Origin of the sequence: Streptomyces sp. 378, from assembly GCF_030124145.1 — a bacterium.
Lineage (GTDB): Bacteria > Actinomycetota > Actinomycetes > Streptomycetales > Streptomycetaceae > Streptomyces.
Genome location: NZ_JASKMS010000001.1, coordinates 220,335 through 238,896 on the forward strand (window position 1 = coordinate 220,335; position 18,562 = coordinate 238,896).

General features: G+C 71.2%; 13 protein-coding genes and 1 pseudogene. 4 read left to right on the forward strand and 10 right to left on the reverse strand.

Translation table 11 applies throughout. From position 1 onward, the window contains the following. Positions 1 to 103: 103 nt before the first annotated feature. Genes QNO09_RS01030 through QNO09_RS01045 form a run of 4 tightly spaced genes read left to right on the forward strand, consistent with a single transcriptional unit; the run spans position 104 to position 8,587 of the window. Entirely contained in the window at positions 104 to 1,744 is a 1,641-nt protein-coding gene (locus tag QNO09_RS01030; RefSeq protein WP_283968073.1) for a TIGR02677 family protein, read from the forward strand. Continuing rightward, positions 1,741 to 3,066 carry a TIGR02678 family protein gene (locus QNO09_RS01035; protein WP_283968074.1) on the forward strand — a complete coding sequence of 442 codons (1,326 nt, stop codon included), beginning with the start codon at positions 1,741 to 1,743 and terminating at the stop codon, positions 3,064 to 3,066. The genes QNO09_RS01030 and QNO09_RS01035 overlap by 4 nt, the downstream gene beginning before the upstream one ends. Then, on the forward strand, positions 3,063 to 7,319 hold the full coding sequence (locus QNO09_RS01040) for a TIGR02680 family protein (protein WP_283968075.1): 4,257 nt from the start codon (positions 3,063 to 3,065) through the stop codon (positions 7,317 to 7,319). The genes QNO09_RS01035 and QNO09_RS01040 overlap by 4 nt, the downstream gene beginning before the upstream one ends. Beyond that, positions 7,316 to 8,587, forward strand: coding sequence for a TIGR02679 family protein (locus QNO09_RS01045; protein WP_283968076.1), 1,272 nt, complete (start codon positions 7,316 to 7,318; stop codon positions 8,585 to 8,587). Before QNO09_RS01040 ends, QNO09_RS01045 begins: the two co-directional genes overlap by 4 nt. A gap of 184 nt (positions 8,588 to 8,771) precedes the next feature. Here the strand turns inward: QNO09_RS01045 and QNO09_RS39825 are convergent. From QNO09_RS39825 to QNO09_RS01090, 10 genes and pseudogenes are all read right to left on the reverse strand, one after another. After that, positions 8,772 to 9,041 (reverse strand): annotated as a pseudogene (locus QNO09_RS39825) (helix-turn-helix domain-containing protein); the annotation flags it as partial. A gap of 84 nt (positions 9,042 to 9,125) precedes the next feature. Next, entirely contained in the window at positions 9,126 to 9,659 is a 534-nt protein-coding gene (locus tag QNO09_RS01050; protein WP_283968077.1) for a Pycsar system effector family protein, read from the reverse strand. A gap of 75 nt (positions 9,660 to 9,734) precedes the next feature. Further along, on the reverse strand, positions 9,735 to 11,183 hold the full coding sequence (locus QNO09_RS01055; RefSeq protein WP_283968078.1) for a DUF4407 domain-containing protein: 1,449 nt from the start codon (positions 11,181 to 11,183) through the stop codon (positions 9,735 to 9,737). Beyond that, positions 11,176 to 12,246 carry a hypothetical protein gene (locus tag QNO09_RS01060; protein WP_283968079.1) on the reverse strand — a complete coding sequence of 357 codons (1,071 nt, stop codon included), beginning with the start codon at positions 12,244 to 12,246 and terminating at the stop codon, positions 11,176 to 11,178. Before QNO09_RS01060 ends, QNO09_RS01055 begins: the two co-directional genes overlap by 8 nt. After that, on the reverse strand, positions 12,243 to 14,507 hold the full coding sequence (locus tag QNO09_RS01065) for a hypothetical protein (protein WP_283968080.1): 2,265 nt from the start codon (positions 14,505 to 14,507) through the stop codon (positions 12,243 to 12,245). Before QNO09_RS01065 ends, QNO09_RS01060 begins: the two co-directional genes overlap by 4 nt. Further along, complete coding sequence (locus QNO09_RS01070; RefSeq protein WP_283968081.1) at positions 14,500 to 15,291, reverse strand: hypothetical protein; 792 nt, start codon at positions 15,289 to 15,291, stop codon at positions 14,500 to 14,502. Before QNO09_RS01070 ends, QNO09_RS01065 begins: the two co-directional genes overlap by 8 nt. 89 nt (positions 15,292 to 15,380) lie before the next feature. Further along, a complete protein-coding gene (locus tag QNO09_RS01075) occupies positions 15,381 to 16,022 on the reverse strand; it encodes a Crp/Fnr family transcriptional regulator (protein WP_283968082.1) in 642 nt (213 codons plus the stop codon). 298 nt (positions 16,023 to 16,320) lie between these two features. Further along, positions 16,321 to 16,731, reverse strand: a complete 411-nt coding sequence (locus tag QNO09_RS01080; RefSeq protein WP_283968083.1) for a Pycsar system effector family protein — start codon at positions 16,729 to 16,731, stop codon at positions 16,321 to 16,323. Between the two features lie 64 nt (positions 16,732 to 16,795). Beyond that, complete coding sequence (locus QNO09_RS01085; RefSeq protein ID WP_283968084.1) at positions 16,796 to 17,506, reverse strand: TIGR03943 family putative permease subunit; 711 nt, start codon at positions 17,504 to 17,506, stop codon at positions 16,796 to 16,798. Next, positions 17,503 to 18,528, reverse strand: a complete 1,026-nt coding sequence (locus tag QNO09_RS01090) for a permease (RefSeq protein ID WP_451524823.1) — start codon at positions 18,526 to 18,528, stop codon at positions 17,503 to 17,505. The genes QNO09_RS01085 and QNO09_RS01090 overlap by 4 nt, the downstream gene beginning before the upstream one ends. Positions 18,529 to 18,562: the final 34 nt, after the last annotated feature.

Below are 18,562 nucleotides of genomic sequence, written 5' to 3' on the forward strand. Positions count from 1 at the left end.
CAGCGCAGAAGCCGAAGGGCCCATTCAGGGGGCCTGGCACACGTCCGTGGCATTTTCGGCCACTCACCGGCGGCACCCGGCTGCGCCGCGTAACCTCACGGATATGGGGGCATCAGCATCCGGTGCAGGTCAGGACGCCGACGAGGAGGCTCGGCGGCGTCTGGACGCGTACACGTACCTCAGCGCGCGCGAGCGGCTGGAGCACGTCGCGATCATGCGAGTCTTCTGCGGCACGCTGCTGGCGGATCTTGCCGTGGCGGACATCATGGCGAAGCTGCGTCATGGCGGTGGTCCCGCCGCGGGGCTCGACGCCGACACCCTCACGGTCCGGCTGGAACAGCTTGTGCAGTGGGGAAACCTGTTGCGCAGCAGCCACACGGTGAAGGCGTCCAGCATCAGCGAGTACCAGCGTTCCCGCTCGCGCTACCAGCTGTCGAAACTGGGCGAACGCATCCAGCGCGATGCCGACGGGGTCCTGGCCGAGGCCGACGCCGCCCGCGAGGTGAGCAACGAACTGCTGGCCCTGGTCGAGCGCGGGCTGCGGGAGCTGGCCGGCCTCGTGACCGCGCCGGGCGGCATCGAGCCGCAGGACGGACTAGAGCGGATCGGCACGCTGTTCGTGCAGTTCACCGAGTTCGCGGACTCCATACGCGACTTCTACGCCTATCTCGGCCAGGTGCTGTCGCGCTACGACCTGGACAGCGCCGAGTACCAGGGCTTCAAGGAGCTGCTCCTGGACTACGTCGAGGCGATCACGGAGGACGTGGCGTTCCGCGCGCCCCGGATCTCGGCCGCACTGGACACCCTGTGGCCCCACATCCCGGCTCTGCTGGATCGGCTGGACGCCCACGCCCAAGGGCTCACCGGGCTGTCGGCGCAGGGCGAAGGACGCTTGGAGGTCCGGGTACAGCGCAGCCGGGGCCGCGAGCTCGCGGACTGGGAGGGCCTGCGCGGCTGGTTCAGTGACACCGACGGTCAGGGCAGCCAGGTCGACCAGCTGCGGGACGCCACGTTGCGCGCGTTGCAGTCGCTGCTCGCCAACGCCAAGCGGATGCTGCGGTCGGCCACCGGGGAGATGTCCCGGCGTAAGGATCTGCTGCGGCTGGCCCGCTGGTTCGAGGAAGCGGCGCCGCAGGACGCGCACGACATCGCCGTCGCCGCTTTCGGTCTGTACGGCGCCCGCCATCTGGGCATACCCCCGGCCACCGACGAGGTGGTGCCCGCCTACACGAGCTGGTGGACCGGTCCCGTGGTCGAGGTGCCGGTGGCCCTGCGGGAGAGGGGCAGCCGTGCCCAGCGGGGCCGGGCCTCCGCGGTGGAGGACCACTCCGCGCAGAAGGAGCGGCTGCGGGAGGCCGCCCGGCAGCGGGCGGCGGCTAGGACAGCGGCGGCGGACGAACTACGCAGTGCGTCGGGTCGGTTCACCGACGTACGACTCACCTCGGCGGCACTCGGGCTGCTCTTGGAACTACTGGCCACGGCACTCGGAAACGCTCAGCTCAGGCGACTCGCCGATACGGACGGTGCGGGGCCTGAGGGCTTCAGCCTCGACTCGGCGCGCAGCGAGGACGCCGAACTGGGCATCCGGCTCACCGTGCTCCGGACGGCGGGCGCGCGGACGGTGCTGTACTCGGCCGACGGTGACCTGCTGCTGGACGACCTGGAGCTGGACATCAGCCGTATCGCCACCGCGATCGACGGTGAAGGCGTTGTCGACGGCGAGGCTGAGGTGAGCGTGTCATGACCCTTCCCTCGACTCACGACGTGGCCCTGGCGGCCGAACGCCGTACCGCCGCCCGACTGCTGCTCGCACACCCCCTGATCGCGTCCAACGGCCCCCATGCCGACCTATTCCCACTGATCCGCAGGCACGCCGACTGGCTGGGCAAACGGTTCCAGCAGGTGCTCGGCTACCGCCTGCTGGTCGACAGCTCCTTCGCCCGGCTGTTCAAGGCGGGGCTGGGGACGGGATCGGGTCACCGGCTGGAGCGCTCCACCGGCACGCCCTTCACCCCGCACACGTACGCCTGCCTCGCGCTGGCCCTGTCCGTGCTGGTCACCGCGCCCGAGCAGATGCTGCTGTCGCACCTGGTCGCCGACATCAGGGCCGCTGCCGCCGACACGGGGATCGAGCTGGAGGAGACGGGCCGGGCGGCCGAGAAGCGGACCCTGGTGGCGGCTCTGCGCCAGCTCGTCGAGTGGAATGTCCTCATCGAGACCGAGGGCCAGGTGGCCGCGATCGCGCAGGAGGCGGGCGGAGAAGCCCTGATCACGGTGGACCGGGAGCTGGCACGCGTGGTCGTCGCCGGCCCGCTCGCGCAGGCCCGGGACGGCGCCGACCTGGTTCGGCGGGCGGCGGACCCGGGGTTCAGCGGGCCGCGCACCTATGTGCGCCGGATGCTCGTAGAGACACCGGTCGTCCATCTCGACGAGCTGACTGACGCCGAGCGCGACTGGCTGCGCACCCGGCAGCGCCGGGAAGCCCAGGCTTTCTCCGAACTCCTGGGTCTGGAGATGGAGATCCGCGCCGAGGGCGTGGCCCTGGTGGACCCCGAGGAAGAGCTGACGGATCTGCACCTGCCGGGCACCGGAACCGTCGCACAGGCCGCGCTGCTGTTGGTGGAACGGCTCGTGGAACGGCTTCGGCCGCAGGAACCGGGGCATCCGGCGACCGGCGGGACGCTCGTCATCGGGGTGGCCGTCCCGGACGGCCTGGTGGACGAGGTGCTCGCCGAGCTCATCGCCGAGTACGGGCAGCGCAGCAACTGGCAGCGCGGCTACCTGGAGGACCTTCCCTCCCTGCGGGAGGCCGTGCTGGACCTGCTGGTCCGCATGCGGCTGATGGCCCGCACCGGGCGACTGCGCGCCGAGGGAGAAGGGCTGCCGGAGGGGTACGTCAAGGAGGCGCCGGAAGGACGCACGGTGACCGATGTCCATGGCGCACGGCCCGGCGGCGACGGCTGGGTGCTGCTGGCCGCGGCGGCGCGCTACGCCACCCTCGTGACCGTGCGCCCGGCTGCCAAAGCTCGCCAAGGAACCGATGTGCAAGAGGAGTTGCCGCTATGACCACCGAAGCGCGTGGCCTCGTTCCGCTGCCGCGTTCCGGCCCCGCGGCAAACACCGCCCCCGCGACGACCACCGGCACCCGCTTCCGACTGCACCGGGCAGGCATCCAGAACGTCTGGCAGTACGACGCTCAGGAGTTCTCCTTCGGCGACGGACGGCTGCTCCTGCGCGGCAAGAACGGCGCGGGCAAGTCCAAGGCCCTGGAGATGCTGCTCCCGTATCTTCTGGACGGCGACTCCCGGGCGCTGGACGCGACCGGCACCGGCCGCACCACGCTCCCCTGGCTGATGCTGGACGGGTTCGAGCAAACCAATCGTCTCGGGTACCTGTGGGTGGAGTTCCAGGGCACGGCCGAAGACGGCGGCCACCGTTTCCTGACGCTCGGTGTCGCCATCCGTGCCTCGAAGTCGACGCAGAAGGCGCTGCCGACGTTCTTCGTCACTCCGCTACGGATCGGCGAGGATCTGCACCTGGTCGAGGGCGGAAGGCCGCTGCCGGTCGACCGGCTCAAGGAGATCGTCGGATCCGACAACACGACCGAGCGTGCCGTCATGCACCGCTCCCGGGTGGCCCGGGACCTGTTCGGCATCACCGACGCGACGCGCTACCGCAACCTCACGCAGCTCCTCCACAGGCTGCGGCGCCCCACGGTCGGGGACCGCATCGAGCACGGGGGCCTGGCCTCCCTGCTGAGCGAGACCCTGCCGGGGCTCGACGAGGACGTGGTCGAGAAGGTGGCACGCAACCTGCACGACCTCGACGCCGTACGGGACGAACTCGGCCGCCTGGAACGCACCGACACGGCACTGCGCACGTTCCTCGCCAGTTACCGCGGCTACCTGGCCGGAGTCCTGCGCGCCTCCGCGCAGCGAGTCAGTCACGAGCTGGGTGTCCTCGCGCAGCGGCGCCGGGCGGCCGGAGACGCCGCACAGCGGACGAGCGACCTGCGGACGCAGGAGGAGGAGTCGGAGGGCCGGCTCGAGACCCTGCGCGAGGAGGAACAGGCAGCCAGGACCGATCTCGCCGCCCTGCACGCCAGTCACGCCTACCGCAGCCTGCACGAACTGTCGGAGCGCCGCGGCACGGTGGAGGCGCTGCATACCGCCGCCGTGGCCGCGTTCACCACCCTGCGCAACGCGCACGACGCGGAGGAGAGTACGGCGGAGCGGCTGGCCGAAGGGGTCGAACACCTGGGGAGTCGGTTGGCCGAGCTGGGAACCGAACACCGGGAGCTGCTGACGCAGGCGGAGAAAGCCGGGCTCCCCACCGGTCATCTCGGCGAGGCGGTGGCTCTGCCACGCACCGTCCTGTCCCCGTCCACCGAGAAGGAGTTGACGACTCCGGACGGGGAGACGCGCACCGTTCGGCACCGGTCGGCAGCTCGCGCGGACACAGCCACCACCCGGGAAGGACTGCGCTCCTGGCAGAACCAGCTGGAGGACGCGGAGGCGGTCGCGAAGAACCGGGCCCGGATGGTCCAGGAAGTGACCCGCCTCATCTCGCGGGCGGATGCGGCCCGCGCCGGAGCGACTCAGGCCGATGCCGAGCGGGAACGGCTGGAGGGCGAGGCGGAAGAGGCCGCCGGCCGTCTCGACGTCAGCCGCCAGAACGTGGCCGAGGAGAGCAGCGTCTATGCGGGCAGTGTCGCCGAGTGGACAGCGCACACGCGGACCGTGCTGGGGCCCGACTGCCCGCCGCTGGACGCCGTCCATTCCACGGTCCGCCACGAGACCTCCCCCGACGCACCGTTCGCGGACCGCACGCTGCCGCCCGACATCGACAGCCAGGCATGGCGAACCGCTCAGGCCGCACTCGAACCGTACGGCGAGGAACTCACCGGACGCCGGGACGCACTGGCGCTCAGCGTCGGCCGACTCGATGAGGAACTCGACCGCCTGACGGAGCAGAAACGGGACTGGGAACAACGTACCGACCCTGAGCCGTCGGCCCCGCACCATCGCGTCGCCGAGAGGACGCCGGGCAGCGGAGCCCCCTTCTACCGGCTCGTGGGCTTCGCGGACGACCTGGCACCGGTCGACCGGGCCGGTCTCGAAGGGGCGCTGGAAGCGAGCGGAATCCTTGACGCGTGGGTAAGCGCGGACGGCGTCCTTCTCGACCCTCGCACCCGGGACACCGTCCTCCAGCCCGGTCCCGCCCTGTCCGACGGACCGACTCTCGCTTCGGCCCTGCGCCCGGCCCCTGAACCGGGGTGCGGTGTGACGTCTGAGCGCGTGGAGGGTCTGCTGGCCGCGATCGCGCTCACACCGGCAGCGCAGGCCGCCACACACAACGCGGTTTACTACGACGGCAGTTGGCGTCTGGGCGTGCTCAGCGGCCGTCACGACAAGGGCGACACCGAGTACGTGGGGGCCGCCGTACGCGCCGAGACCCGGCGGCGCATCCTCGCCGAGCTGGAGGAGCAGATCGCGCAGACGGAACAGCGGCTCGCCGGCGTACGCGAGGAACTCGCCGTAGCCGATGCCATGCGTCGGGCTCTCACACTCGCGGAACGAGACTTCCCCCGGGCGCAAATTCTCGCGAACGCATGGAGCAGGGTCGAATCAGCCGACAAGGCCCTGCGTGACCTGACCGTCAAGGCGATCCAGGCGGCACGGCAGGCCGAGGAGGCCCGCGCTCTCGCGGTGTCGGCGCGTGCCGAGGCGGACGCCACCGCGACCGCCCACGACCTCCCCGGCACCCCTGACGCATTGGACCGCGTACGCACCGCGCTGGCTGCCCTGCTCAGCGGTGTGGGACATCTACGCAGGGCAGTCGGCGGCACGGGCGAGCGGCTCGGCGCGAATCAGACGGATGCCGAACGGTACGAGCGTGCCCGTGAGGATCGCCTGGCCGCGGAGGAGAGCTACCGGGTCCATCTCACCGGACTGCGCACCGCGGAGCAGGACCTGCGGACCCGCGAGGAGGCCATCGGGTCGTCCGAGGAGGAGATCCTCACCCGCGAGCAAGAGACCAAGCAGCGCATTGCGAACGCCGTCCGGGCCTTGCCTGGGGCACAACGAGCCCGCGACGACCTCCACGACCTGCGCGTGCGGGCGGAAGAGGACGAGAAGCGTCTGCGCGGGACCCTGGCGGACCAGGAGACGGAGGTCATCGACACCGGCAGCGCTCTTCGCGGTGCTCTCGGCCGACCGGAGGTGGTGCTCGGCGCCGGCCTTGACCGGTCCTCGCTGCCCGAGTACGTGTCGGACGATCCCAACGTGGACGTTCGCAGCCGTCTGCGAGCGCTGCGGGCCCTCGCCGACGCCGTGGAACAGGCCCTCGGCCGTCCGAGGGGCGAGGTGTCGGACAGCGCCCTGCTCATCCGGCACACCGCGCTGCGCGACCAACTGGCCGGCGGATACGACGCACAGCTGGAGGAACGCGACGGGATCAAAGTGTGCCGCCTGGTCGACGACCACGGGTCTCATGACGTCGCGGCCGTGGGCGAGCGGATCGCAGTCCAGGCCGCGGAGGCCCGAGGACGGCTCACCGAACGCGAACGCGAGGTGTTCCAGCGGTTCCTGACCGGCGAGCTCGGCGACCATCTCTCGACACAGGTCATCACCGCGGCGAACCTGGTCGCGGCTCTCAACGACACCCTGCGGACCGTGCGCACCTCCCACGGTCTCGGCGTCGAGCTGCTGTGGAAGCTGGACGAAGACGTGGACGCGGACGTCCGGGCAGCCGTGGACCTGCTGCGCAGCCCGTCGAGCCTCCGGACACGCGACGAGACCGAGCGGCTCCGCGAAGTCCTGCAACGCCGGATCGAGGACGCCCGACGCGCCGATCCTTCAGCCGGTTACGCCGCCCATCTGCGGACCGCGCTGGACTACCGCGACTGGTTCCGCTTCCACACCTTCGTGGTCGAGGACGCAGCTCCGGGCCGCCGTAGGAAATTGACCGGCCGGACCGGTCTCAGCCAGGGCGAACAGCGGGTGCTCTCCTACCTCGTGCTCTTCGCCGCGGCTGCCGCCCACTTCACCAGCCTCGCCGAATCGGCGCCGCACGCGCCACGGCTGATCCTCCTGGACGACGCCTTCGCGAAGGTTGACGAACCCACCCATGGCCGACTGGGCCGTATCCTCGTCGACCTCGATCTCGACTTCGTCCTCACCAGCGAGCGACTCATGGGTAACTGGCCCGAGGTTCCGTCCCTGCACATCTACGAGTGCTTCCGCGATCCCCACGTCCGAGGCGTGGCCACCCTGCACTACACCTGGAACGGCCGCCACCGGCGTCTGGTGTCCGTGTGAGCGCACTGCCCACCGCGACGCGCGAATGGCTGACGGGTCCCGGGCTCACCCGGCTCTGGGAGAGCGTACGCAAACGACTGGAGAGCAACGGTGTACAGGCCACCGGCTCCCTCCGGCTCACCGCGACGAACCCCCAAGAACGCAACGACCTGTCCCTCCTGCTGGGCAAACCCGTCACCGGTGCCGCCGTGACCGTACGGCTCGACGTGCTCGACGCACGGCTGCGCGCCTCGGCCGCCGGACTCGGACTCAGGCAGACCCTGGAGGAACTCGGCCCGCCCCTCACCGACCGCCGTGCCGCCCGCGCGGACGCGACGGCACGGCGGGAGCAGGTGTGGTCGTCCCTCGCTTCGTCACTGGACGCCTCCCCGCTCGCCGACCAGGAATGGCCCCGGCAGTGGTACGACCTACTGCGCCGGTCCGGCGTTCCGCGAGGAGTGACGCCCGAAACAGCGGTATGGACACTCCAGCAGGCGGTCCAAGTCCTCACCACTCTCCTCGAACCCGAGCGGGGCGGGACACTCGGCCGGGGAGAACTCGCCGCCATGGCGACCGGCTCCGCGCACGGCCTCGACGACGGCACCTGGCTCGCCCGCCTCGTCCAACGCGGTGTCGCCCTCGCCCACGGCACCGAGTTCCCCGACGACGCTGCCGGTCGACGCGCACTGTGGCGGCTGGTGTCCGTCACGCCGGACGAGGTCTCCAGCACGGTGCTGACCTATGGGCTGCGCCCCGCCGGCGAGGGCTGGCGGGAGCGTGCCCTACGTGAGCGGGCCGAGCATCACGCCGAAGCACACTTGACGCCGCGCGACCTGCGCTCCCTGTGTCTGCAACTCCCCGCCGGAACACTCATCCACATCTGTGAAAACCCACGTGTGGTCGAAGCCGCAGCGGACGCGGCATGCGTCCAGCCCCTGGTGTGCACGTCCGGCAGCGCCGCCACGGTGGTCTTCACACTCCTCGACGCCCTCGCTGTCACGGGCTGCCGCTTCGCGTACCACGGCGACTTCGACTGGCCGGGGATCGCTCTCGCCAACCGGGTCATCCGCCGCTACGAAGCCCAGCCGTGGCGCATGGGCACCGCGGATTACGAGCACCTGGCCGCTCGCAGCCAGGCCGAGGGCATCCCACAACTGGCGCTCGACGGCCAGCCGGTCAACGCGGACTGGGAGCCGGACCTCGCTCCTGCCATGACCGCCCTCGGCGTCGCACTCCATGAGGAGGCCACTCTCGACCTTCTGGTGGACGACCTGTCACGTCGGACGTAGGCACGTCGGCGCCATGCCGGGCTCTGGGAGCCAGCCTGTCCCGAAGGCCCCGGCCTGAGTCGGTTCCCGACTCGGACACCGCTCCGGAGTCGGAAGCGGCAGCAGAGTCAGCGCCACGCCGTCCCCCGGAGCCCTGTGACGGCGGCGTGCCTCCACCCTGGCGCCAGGCCGAGTAGAGGACTGCCGCGGCGGAGGTGCGGTCCGCCTCACCCAGGTACCGAGACGGCCCGGAAGGCGCTGCCATCGCGTTGATCGGTGGCAGCGCCTTCCGGTTTCCGTATGCGTGACGCCCGTTGCGCCACTTCTGGCCGGTCCGCACGTCGATCCCGACGATCCGGCATGCTTCCCGGTTGCTCACACCCTGCCGCATGAGCCGGGAGTATGCCTCCCGCTCCCGGGTGAGCTTCTTTCTGCCCTGAGGCTTCGTCCGGTCCTTACGGATCTCGAAGTCCATCGCACCCCTTGAACTGGGGTGTTGCAACGACTCCTAGAACCCAAGAGTGGATCAGGCCCCTTTCGGGTCTCTGTGGATGTCCGGCTACGTCGACGCTCCTGTCACTATGCCCAGCAGCGTGAGTGTGACGAAGGCCGTGCCCCACGCCAGTGCGTGGCGTATGCAGCGGTATTTGGTCCAGGCGGTCTGGGACAGGATGGCCAGTTGGCTCAGATCCCGGGAGACCGGGTCGGTGTGGCGGACCGTCCGTTCCAGGTGGGCGACCGACATCGCCAGCGTCGCGTCGCCGAAGTAGTGGGATCGGAGATGTCGGGGGTTTCCCAGCCGCGGGGTCACGGCCAGGCCCAGCAGGACGAGTGCCGGCACGCAGGCGGCGCAGCCCGCCCAGAGGAGGAACTGCGCGACCGGTGCGTACAACCGCGGGGCGATCACGCCGCTGCCGATCGCGCCGAGCAGGGCGGTCAGGGCCGCGCCGAGGGACGCCAGCATCAGACCGGCCTTGTTGTCGGCTCTCACCAGCTCCTCACGAACCTCGGCCAGCAGGATTCTGGCGAGTTCCGCCCCTCGGCCGGCCCCGGTGTCGGGGTCCGGGCCTGCATCGCCTCCGGGTGGGGTCATGTGTCCCTCCTCCTTTCCGTCGGTGCCGGGGCGGCCGCCCCGGCGTGCGGGGCGGCCGTAGTGCGGGCGGGTGCGTCAGACCGTCGACGACCGGCGGATCTCGTCCTCCAGCGCGTTCACGGCCTGCCTGACCCGGATGTTCATCGCCGCCGTGTGCTCCCTGGACTCCGCCTCCGACTCGGCGCGGTGACGCCGGACGTCCTGTTCGATGGCGTCCTGGGCGATCTCGAGGTCCGCCATGGCCCGGCGCTCGGCGAGCCGGACCTCCTCGCCGTGGATCTTGACCGCGCTGTTGCTCTCGCTGCTGAGCATCCGGTCGTACGCGGTGTCCCCGCTCAGGTACTTCACCAGCACGGGGAGCATGTCGAGGAGAACGAACAGCAGGCGGACCAGCCAGATGCCCACGAACAGCACCGCGTTGCCGGCGGCCAGTTCGTCGAGCGCCCGGATCCGTTCCAGGACGCCGATCTCCTTCTGCTTGGCGCGCTCCTCCTCCAGCCGCCGCTCGATGCCGTCGGCGCGAGCCTTGAGAAACGCCCCGCGCGACGAGGTCAGCTCGCCCTCGATCTTCGAGATGCGGTTGTTCATGCCGGTGAGGCGCTTCTCGTTCTCGCTCGTGCGGTGAGTGGTCCGGTAGTCCTGTGCCTTGTCGCGCAGGCGCAGGCACTCGGAGGTCCGCTGGTACAGGCCGCTCGCGGCCATGCGGACCAGCCTGCGGCACTCGTCCCGCACCTCGGAGTCGATGGCCTCCAGCCTGGAGGTGTCCCGGTCCACTCGCTTCTGCAGGGTCGCGGCGTCCGAGCGCAGGGCGGCCAGTTCCTCGCCCCGTTCACCCGGCGTCGCGCCGAAGGAGAGGACGTACGTCCCGTCGCAGCCCTGGGGCGTGACGGGCCGCGTCGTGGACGGTACGGGGTTGCAGCGGACGAGGTTCGTGCGCAACCGGTCGACGGCATCCGTGCGTTCGTCCGCCACGCGTTCCTCGATGGCCGTCTGGAAGATGCGCAGCACCAGCGGCTCCGCGATCACCACACCGAGCAGGAGCGCGATCAGCAGGCGCGTGACGAGGGGGCCGGCCCGTCGGCGGGCGTTCGGCTGGGGCGTGACCAGCCAGCGGTCGAGGTTGAGGACGAACAGCATCCAGATGACCGTCGGGACCAGGGCCACGAGGGAGACCCTGCCGAGTGCCTCGGTGGCGAAGTTCCACATGGAGAACGCCGCTATGACGGAGGTGCCGAGCACCACCCCGCCGAGGGCCGTGTACTTGCTCCGCTCGTACCTGACCCTGGCCAGCAGTTCCTCGTCGACACCGGTGAGGGCACGCAACCGTCGTGCGGCGTCGAGGTCGACGGGGCGGCGGGTGGTGCGGACCCGGGGCCGGTTCCCCGTGCTGCGAGCCGGGGGCTCCGCCCCGGTGCCACGCGACGCGGCTCGGCGGGCCTCGGGACGGGAGGCGGTCGCGTCGCCGGTTCTCGTGCCGTCCGGCGGACCGGGGTTCGTCACAGGGTCCGTGAGGAAGTCAGTCAACGAGATCGTCCTCGTCCCTGACGAAACCGCCCTGCGCTTCGTGCGATCCGCCCCGGCCGGCTGCCGGGCGGGCCGGGCGTCCCTGGCCCGACTCCACCATGCGGGCGGTGTCGGCGGCGGCGATGCCGGACACCGCCTGGCCGCCCGTCTCCCGCAGGACCTGGTCCAGGACCTGGTGGTAGTCGACGTACTCGCTGGTTCCCATCTGCCGCAGCAGCGTCAGCAGCATGTCGCGGCGGATCTGTGCCTCCGCCGTCTCCCGCGCCTGCGCGTGGGCCCGGTCGGACGTCTCGGCCGTGTGGCGGCGGGCCGACTCCTCATCGGTGAGCCGGTGGATGCGGGCGGCCGCCTGCGTGACGTCGATCTCCTGCCGGGCGATGCCGAAGGCGTCCACGTGGTCGGATCCCTGGGAGAGCAGTTCCGCGATGCGCCGGGCGTCCTCGGTCTCGAAGTCGCGCTGACCCCGCTGGAGTTCCCAGGCGCGCCGCTCGTCGCGCACCTTCTGCTCCCAGTCGCGCAGATCGTCCGAGGCGTGCACCTCGGCGCTGACGAACTCCACGCTCATGCCCGCGACCCGCGGCGGCACGATCGCGCTGTAGGCGGTCATACGGTGACTGACCTCGGTCCGTACGGCGTTGACCTCCTCGACGCGGTGTCCGGCGCTCACCCTCGGCAGGTCGGCGTCGCCCATCAGGTAGGCGCGCAGCGGCACGGTGACGTCGATGATGCCCTGCCGGGCGATGACGGTCGGGTCGGTCACCTGGCAGGTGAAGGCCGCCCGCACCGTGAAGTTGTCCGCCTCGCTCACCGACGGGAGCGTGCGCTCCACCTCGACCAGACGGGCCCGGGTGTCGACCAGGCTGACCGAGGAGGCGTCGAGCACGTCCGGGTGGGACGCGTCGAACACCATGCCCTCGGGGAACGTGCGGTAGTTCCCGCCGACCCTGAAGACGTGGACCGCGCCGGGCGGCAGCGGCGGCACGTCCTCGCGGCGGCGGCGCCGAGACCACCAGGTGCCCTGGACCGTGGCCAGGATGTGCTCGGCGATGACCGGGTAGTTCACTTGCTTCGGCCTCCTTGTGCGGAAGGGAAGGGAGGGGTGGATATGAGGGAGGCGGCGGAGCGCCGGGGGCCCGCCGGCGGCCGGCCGCGCAGTGAGCCGAGGAGCACCTGCGCCAGTTGGCGGGCACCGGGGATCGCGTAGTCGGGGTGCTTCAGGGCGATGGACAGGTGGTGGCACAGCGCGGCCCACTGGCGTGCCGTCATGGTCTTGCGCATGGCCTCACCCAGTTCGTGCACGGCGCCGGTGACGGACGGGTCGTCCCGCAGCTGCACCAGCGTCCGGCACAGCGCGCTCACCGCCCGGCTCCGGTTGCCGCTGTGCAGAACGTCGGCCCACAGGGAGCCGAGGTGGCGGGCGCTGTCCGGGACGGTGCGCAGGAGGGCCGCGGTGACGGGCTCGGCGGTCTCCAGCCGGACGGCCTCCAGGAGCTGGACGCTGATCCGCAGCGCGACCGACCGCTCCCGCGAGCCCTGCGCCGACCTCACGATCACGGTCCGCACGTACCGGAGGATGAACAGGGCGCCTTCGGGGTCGTGTTCGGCGGTCTGCAGCAGCAGGACCAGCGAGCGGCGGGCCGAGAACGCGACCCGCTCCCCGCGCAGGCTCAGGAACCACAACTGGTTGAGCGCCTCCAGACGGTAGAGGGAGCCCAGGCGGCCCGTCAGTGCCATGGCCGCCGTCACGGCACGGCCCTGGCCACTGTTGTCCGTCCAGCTCAGGACGATGTTCAGGGCCTGCGACGCCAAGTGCTCGACGTCGCACATGAACTGGAGCGTCAGCGCGGCGGTGACCCGCTGGTTGGTGAGCCCTTCGGACCACACCTTCAGCAGGTTCTCGTCGACCTCGACGAGGGCGTGTCGGGCCAGGAGCGCGACGCCGCGGGCCACTTCGGTACGGGTGTCCAGGTCGCCGTTCAGGGCGAGATCGCCCAGCCACAGGCGCAGCGGGTACCACAGCTCGTAGCCGTACAGGTCGTGCAGCTCCGCGATGACGAGCTCCCGGACGCGCGGTGAGGTGAAGACCAGACGCCGTTCGCTGCGCCGGGCGTCCCGGCCCGGCCCGGGGCGGTGCTCGGTGGTCACGAGTTCGACCGCCCGCTCCTTCCACCGGGCCCGGGACTGCCGGGCGACGGCGCCGCCCGGCGGCTTCACCGCCTCGTCGTCCGGCTCGGCGACGGGGGTCTCACCGCTCTGCTCCCAGTTGCGCACCTGGGCGGCGAGGGCGGCGCACTCCTTCTCGAACGTCCGCTCGGGGATGCCTTCCAGGAAGGCCAGTGCGGCGAGCGGGAGCAGGTCGTCCGCGGACGGTTTGCCGCGGAACCACTCCTCGACCCGCTCCCGGCACGTGTCCCGCAGGATGTCCAGTGCCCTGTCCGCACCGTCCCGGGACAGGGCCAGGGCCGCCTCGACGACGTCCCTCGGCCGCCTCTGCTCGCTGACGCGCTGCTCCAGTTCCCGTTCGGTGTCCGGCGTGAGGCCCGGGTCCGGCAGCTGTCTCCGGCAGTGGCCGAACAGCTCCACGGGGTCCGGGGCCCGCCACGGCACGCAGTGGTCCCGCAGCGCCAGTCGCCGGCGGGTCGTGTCGCCCGCCGTGATCACCAGGTACGACCCCTTGCGGCCCAGTTCCTCGCTCAGCCGCCTGATGTCGTAGGCCTGCACGGCGTGGTGGGCCGGCTCCCCGACGTAGTCGAGGATGACGTACCCCTGCCCTCGCCTGAGGTCCTGTGACGCGGCGAGGTCGGCGAGGGCGTTGGCGGGTGAGAGGCTGCGCAGCCTGGCGTCGTCCCCCAGGATCTCTCTGAGCAGGGCGAGCGCCCCCGCGCCCCGGCCGCAGCTGTCCTGGCCGGTCAGCACCACGAGCGCGTTCTCGCGCAGCTTGCCGAGCGCCTCGTCGAAGCAGGGCCGTGGGGGCAGGTGGAACCGCAGGGCCCGGTCCGCCTCCTCGGGCTCGATGGTGCCGGGGGCGAGGCCCGGGGACGAGGGGGCACCGAAGCCGAACGCCGCTCCGGCGGCGTCGACGACGCCGTAGAAGTTGTTGTTGACGAGCTGGTGGACGCGGCGGAGGTCGTCGTAGCCGCGGTCGTCCTCCTGCCGTTCGTCCGGCTCCCCGCGCTGTTCGGAGGGCTTGTCCGGACCCACACCCTCGTCACCGGCCTGCCGTGCGCTGCCGGTGTCGTCCGGAGGGGTCGGCTCGGCGTCCTCGTCGGGGGCGGCGACGGGTGGAACGTCCAGTCCGCCGTCCGCGTCCGTGCCGTCAGCCACCGGCACTCCCGAAGCCGAAGACGGCCCCGCGGGCGTCCACCGGGCCGGCGATGTTGGTCACGTTGAGGTGGTCGCTCTGATACGCGTTGCTGATCGCCGGTCCGCCCGCGGCGGCCGGCTCCGGCCGGCCCGCCGCGGGCTCCCCCGGCACCGGGGCCGCGTGCTTCCCCCGCTGCGCGGCCCCGGGCTCACGGGAGGCTACGGCCGGCGGGGGCACCCACAGCCAGGCCGTGGCCTCGTACTCCTTCACCCGCACGGTGACGCGGGTGAAGTCCGCGGTGGACAGGGTCGTGTGTCCGCCCGCCACGGTGGACCGGAACACGTCGTCGGACAACAACAGCGCCAGGTCGGCGTCGGGGTGTGCGGACAGGGCGTCGTAGAGCGGACGCCCGGTCAGCAGGCGTGCGGTGGCCACCACGGCCGTGCCGGCGAAGCCGTTGTCGGCCAGCTCCACCAGCCCCTGGTGGACGACCGCCCGCAGCCGCATCCGGGCCTCGGGGACCCGCTGGGAGTTGTATTCGCGCAGCTCGGCGACGAGATGGCGAATGTAGTCGTCGACCAGACGCGGCTCGGTGCCGTCCAGAGGACGCACCGCGAGCTGCTCGTCACCCTTGCGCTGGATCTGCCACTGTGCGCGGTCCAGGCCGGCGCCCCTGGCGGCGGCGTCGAGAATTCGCGGCAGATCATGCTGCGCCTGGGACTGTCTGCGGTCGTTCTTTCCACCGTAGGCCTCTGCGTCCACGGCTATGCAGGCGCAGGGACAGAAACCGGACCACTCCACCACCGGATCATTCCTCTCTCATGCCATGAGCGGACACCGCTCATGAAGTGCTGCACGAGAGGCTAGGAGAGGGGGTGAGAGGTGATCCCGTACTAATACGGGTTGTCGGCCACGACTTTGGCGAATTCAAGCAGTTTCGGGACGTCACAGATGGTTATGTTTCGGTAACTGCGTTCCACCAGTCCCTGTGCTGTCAGTGCGGCCAGGCTCTTTTCGGCCGTGTTGAGCTTCAGACCGGCCAGCGAGGCGAGTTCCCTCTGGGTGAGCGTCACCCCGAGGTCACACCGCCGGCCGTCGCCGTCCGGAACGGGCTGGGCATAGGCCTGACTCAACTCGGCCAGGACGCGGGCCAGACGGGTGAGGGAGTCGTAGGCCTGGAAGTCGACCCGTCGCCGGTTGGCCCAGCGCAGCCGGGCGGACAGCATGTGGAGGATGGCCCGCATGGCGTCCGGGTGGCGGCCGAGGAAGGTCTCCAGCGCCCGCACCTGGATGATCCGCGCGGTCACGTCGCTGCACGCGATCACCGTGCCGGACCGCGGGCGATCCTCGAAGGCCGCCATCTCACCCACCAGGTCCCCCGCTATGCGGACGGCGAGCAGCATGTCGTAGCCGCTCTCCGCGCTGGCGACGACCTTGACGACACCACTCGTGATCAGCAGGACGTGCCGGCTCTCGTCGCCCTGCTGGAGCAGCGCGCGATGCGGCGGATAGGTGATCGAGGTGCCCTGCCTCATAAGTTCTTCGCGTGTCGTATTCCGCAACCGGCCAAGAAAGGTGGACGGCGGCCACGCGTGATTCACCAGCACCTCCGACGGTCTCACTCCGCGGCGCACCGCGCCGTTCAAGCCTGACCATGCTGCCGTCGGGGCGTGCTCCGGCAAACAGACGGGAAGAGATGTGGCCTGATTTCTCGCGTCCGAGCCTGAATTGACCGAACGGGCGTTCCTTACGGAGACGACCGGCCGTAATACCGGCGAGTAGATGGACTGGTGCCGGTTCGTTTTCAACGCCCGGTGTGTGGCCCGTTCGGCGCTAGGACAGCAGCCCGGCGAGCGTCCCCGCCACAGTGAGGGCCAGGAAAACCACACCCCACGCCATCGCCTGGCAGGTGCGGCGGCGCTTGGTGGAGGCGGTGTGGGTCAGGAGCTGGGGTGGGGATCCGGCGGTCGTGGCCGGGTGGGGCCTTCTCGCCAGGCTGAGGAGGACCAGGGACGGGGCGCAGGCCGCGCAGCCGGTCCAGAGGAGGAGTTGGGGGATCGTCGCGTACTGGGTGGGGGTGATGACGCCGGCGGTGATCGCGGTGAGGAGGGCGGTCAGGGTCGCGCCGAGGGTGGCCAGGGTAAGGCCCGCTCGGTGGTCGGCCTTCGCCAGTTCCTCGCGGACCGCCTCCGGCGGGAACGGCCGGTCCAATGGCGCCGTGTGCTCGCTGTGGAGTGTGGTCATGCGTATCCCTCGCTGATCAGCGGTTCTTCACGGGTACCCCGAAGGGCCGGTGCCAAGCCGCAGTTCAGGCGTTCCACGTCTCGTCGTACGGATCGTGCGGGGTGGGGACCGGTCTGGCCGTCGCGACCTGGAGGTACGGGATGGGGCCGTTGTTGACCGGGTCCTTCGTACGGCGGGGGGTGTACCTGCCGGTGACCTCCAGCCAGGTGTCCGGTCGCAGGACCGGGGGGATGTCGCCCGTCAGTGCGATCTTGACCGGCTGTGCGTCCGCCGCGCAGCAGTTGAGGCCCATGCGGACCAGATAGGGGGTGCCCGTCCGGTCCAGGGTGATGAAGCCGGTGATCTTCAGCTCGCGGTCGCGCAGGGAGCGGCCGTCGTCGTAGATCGCGCGGCCGGCGTAGTCGGCCACGGCGAGGCGCAGGGGTGCGTCACCGGTGGGGAGGGCCGGGAAGCCCAAGGGCTTCGTCAGGGCCGTACCGGTGTGGGCCGCACTGTAGGAGCCCAAGGCCGGCGGGGCGACCAGGATCAGGGCGAGGACCGGGAGCGTGAGGAGCCAGGACACGCGGGGTTCGCGGTGGTGGTGGTCGTGGGCGTGGGCGCTGCGGCGGTCGTACCAGAGCGTTGCCGCCGCCGTGGTGATGAGGACCGCGCCCGCCATAAGGACCAGGGGGCGCAGGCCCTCCTTGACGTAGCGCAGGTAGAGGTCGGTCGTGCCGGCGTGCAGGAGGGTCGCGCCGAGGAGGAAGAGGAGGGCCGTCTGGGCCAGTCGGTTCACAGCAGGACCGTTCCGGTCAGGGCCGATACGGCGACGGCCAGGGCGAAGGTGGCGGGGGCGAAGCGCAGGGCGAAGGCGCGGCCGAAGGTGCCCGCCTGCATGGCGAAGAGTTTCAGGTCGATCATCGGGCCGACCACCAGGAACGTCAGGCGGGCGGTCAGGGAGAACTGGGTCAGGGACGCCGCCACGAACGCGTCCGCTTCCGAGCAGAGGGAGAGCAGGACGGCCAGGACGGCCAGGACCAGGACCGACAGCACGGGGTGGCCGGCCGCGAGGCCCAGCCAGTCCGCCGGGACCATCGCCTTCAGGGTCGCCGCGGCCATCGCGCCGATCACCAGGAAGCCGCCCGCGTGCGTCACGTCGTGCCGGACCGAGCCCCAGAAGGCCGGTCCCCTGCCCTGGCCCTCGTACGACGTCCGCTCCGGGGGACGCAGCCAGTCGGCGCGGCCGAGGCGGTGCCAGAGCCAGCCCATCGAGCAGGCCACCAGCAGGCTCGCGACGAAGCGGGCCAGGACCATCTCCGGGTTGCCGGGGAACGCCACGGCCGTGGCCGTCAGCACGATCGGGTTGATGGCGGGCGCCGAGAGGAGGAAGGCCAGGGCCGCTGCGGGTGTGACGCCTCGGCGGACCAGAGCGCCGGCCACCGGGACGGAGGCGCACTCGCAGCCCGGCAGTACCGCGCCCGCCGCGCCCGCGACGGGGACCGCCAGGGCGGGGTGTTTCGGCAGGGCCCGGGCGAAGAACGACGGCGGCACGAACACCGCGATCGCCGCCGACAGCAGCACGCCGAGCACCAGGAACGGCAGGGCCTGGACCATGACGGCGACGAACACCGTCATCCAGCTCTGCATCACCGGCGCGGCCAGGGCCCCGCGGATCGGGTCCTGGAACATCACCGCCGTGAGCAGCAGAAGGGTCAGCAGGAGGGGGGAGTCGAGGCGCCGGCCCTCTTCCGCGCCGCCGCCCGCCTCGGTGTCCTCGTGCTCGGCGCTGTCGTGCGGGGCGGTCTTCGTGGTGGCCACGTGCCCGGTACCTCCGGTGGTGCGCGAGGGCATT

Excerpts from the sequence above, each read along its gene's own strand:
- QNO09_RS01050 (WP_283968077.1), bottom strand. The coding sequence starts at position 9,659 with ATGACCCCACCCGGAGGCGATGCAGGCCCGGACCCCGACACCGGGGCC.
- QNO09_RS01030 (WP_283968073.1), top strand. The coding sequence starts at position 104 with ATGGGGGCATCAGCATCCGGTGCAGGTCAGGACGCCGACGAGGAGGCT.
- QNO09_RS01040 (WP_283968075.1), top strand. The coding sequence starts at position 3,063 with ATGACCACCGAAGCGCGTGGCCTCGTTCCGCTGCCGCGTTCCGGCCCC.
- QNO09_RS01080 (WP_283968083.1), bottom strand. The coding sequence starts at position 16,731 with ATGACCACACTCCACAGCGAGCACACGGCGCCATTGGACCGGCCGTTC.
- QNO09_RS01075 (WP_283968082.1), bottom strand. The coding sequence starts at position 16,022 with ATGAGGCAGGGCACCTCGATCACCTATCCGCCGCATCGCGCGCTGCTC.
- QNO09_RS01035 (WP_283968074.1), top strand. The coding sequence starts at position 1,741 with ATGACCCTTCCCTCGACTCACGACGTGGCCCTGGCGGCCGAACGCCGT.